This is a genomic window from Corallococcus sp. 4LFB (assembly GCF_046520365.1).
Taxonomy (GTDB): domain Bacteria; phylum Myxococcota; class Myxococcia; order Myxococcales; family Myxococcaceae; genus Corallococcus; species Corallococcus caeni.
In genome coordinates, this window is sequence record NZ_JBKGHJ010000987.1 from 1 (window position 1) to 1,394 (window position 1,394).

General features: G+C 75.0%; 1 protein-coding gene and 1 pseudogene. Both read right to left on the reverse strand.

Translation table 11 applies throughout. The features are described 5' to 3' along the window. A partial coding sequence (locus ACLEQD_RS43390) for an AAA family ATPase (RefSeq protein ID WP_410391793.1) occupies positions 1-1,150 on the reverse strand: 1,150 nt, incomplete at its 3' end. Beyond that, positions 1,147-1,394 (reverse strand): annotated as a pseudogene (locus ACLEQD_RS43395) (DNA repair exonuclease); the annotation flags it as partial. The pseudogene ACLEQD_RS43395 and the gene ACLEQD_RS43390, both read right to left, overlap by 4 nt.

Below are 1,394 nucleotides of genomic sequence, written 5' to 3' on the forward strand. Positions count from 1 at the left end.
CAGCTCCCCGCGCGCCCGCGCGCCCACGGTCCAGCGCGAGCAGCCCGCCCGCGTCCACCGCGAGCCCCAGCTCTTCCAGAGACTGCTCCAGCTGCCGCCGCCGCGACGTGAGCGCCGCCCTGCGCGCGGGCAGCGCGCGAAGCTGCTCCGAATGTCCGGAGTACGTGGCCAGCGCCGTGCGGAGGGACTCGGCGCGCTCGCGCACGGGCCATGGGGCCGCCAGCCGCTCCCGCGCTTCTTCGATAGGCATCAGCCGCTCATTCAGCTGCGCCTGCTGGGCCCGGTACGTCTTGCGCCGCTGGAGCACGTCCTCCAGCCGCGTCTCCGCGCCCGGCGGGAAGGTGTCCAGCACCGGCAGCGTGGCCAGCTCCACCCGGTCGCGCGCGAGCACCGCCAGGTCCCCCAGCGCGGACTCCAGCCGCGCGGCGTGGTCCAGCGCGTGCTCGGTCTGCTTGCGCGCCACCTCCAGCGCGTGGCCTTCCGCGATGCGCTCCGCCAGCCGGTCGCGCGTGGAGAAGTAGAGCGCGGGCCGGTCTCCCGCCTCGCGCAGCGCCTGCTGTACGTCCTCCAGCTCCTTCATCACGCGGTTCAGCTCGGGCTTCTGCCCGCGCGGCGCGTAGAGCCCTTCCGCGCCCTTGCGCAGCCGCTCCACCGCCTCCGGCAGCCGACGCGCGCCCTGCATGCCCGCGGCGAACAGCGCCTCCGACACGCCGCGCTGCTGCGCGAGCCGCTGGAAGGAGGACAGCTCGTCCAGGCGGAAGGCGAACACCTCGAAGAACAGCTCGCGCGGCACGTCCGCCAGCGCCTGCTCCAGCAGCGTCTCCGGCAGCGGCTGCCCCTCCGGGCTCCGCACCGTGAGCGTGCCTTCCGACGCGCGCTTCCCACCGTGGCGGTGCACCACCAGCGGGCCGGACGCCGTCTCCAGCCACAGCTCGCCGCCGAAGAGCGCGCCCTCCGGTTCGTAGCGCTCCGGCTGGCCGCGCTTCTCGAAGCCGAACAGCACGCCGCGCAGGAACGCGAGCAGCGTGCTCTTGCCCGCCTCGTTGGGCCCGTACAGCAGCGTGAGCCCCGGCCCCGGCGTCCCCGAGTACCCCCGGAAGTGCCCGAAGCCGTCCACCTGGAAGCGGTTGATGCGCAGGCCCGGCTTCATGATGCCTCCTCGTGGAGCTGCTCCACGCCGCGCTGCCCGGCCTGCGTCACCAGCTCCGGCCGGGGCGCCTCCAGCGCATCCACGCCCAGCCGCTTGAGCCGCTGCCCCAGCGTCGTCAGGTCCTCGTCGTCCCACAGCGCCGCGAGCGCCGCGTCGTCGTGCGACAGCGCCTGCGCTTCCTCCAGCAGCGTGCCCAGGAAGCCGCCCCCGGCGCGCACCGCCTCCAGGTCCACCTCCGGCCGGC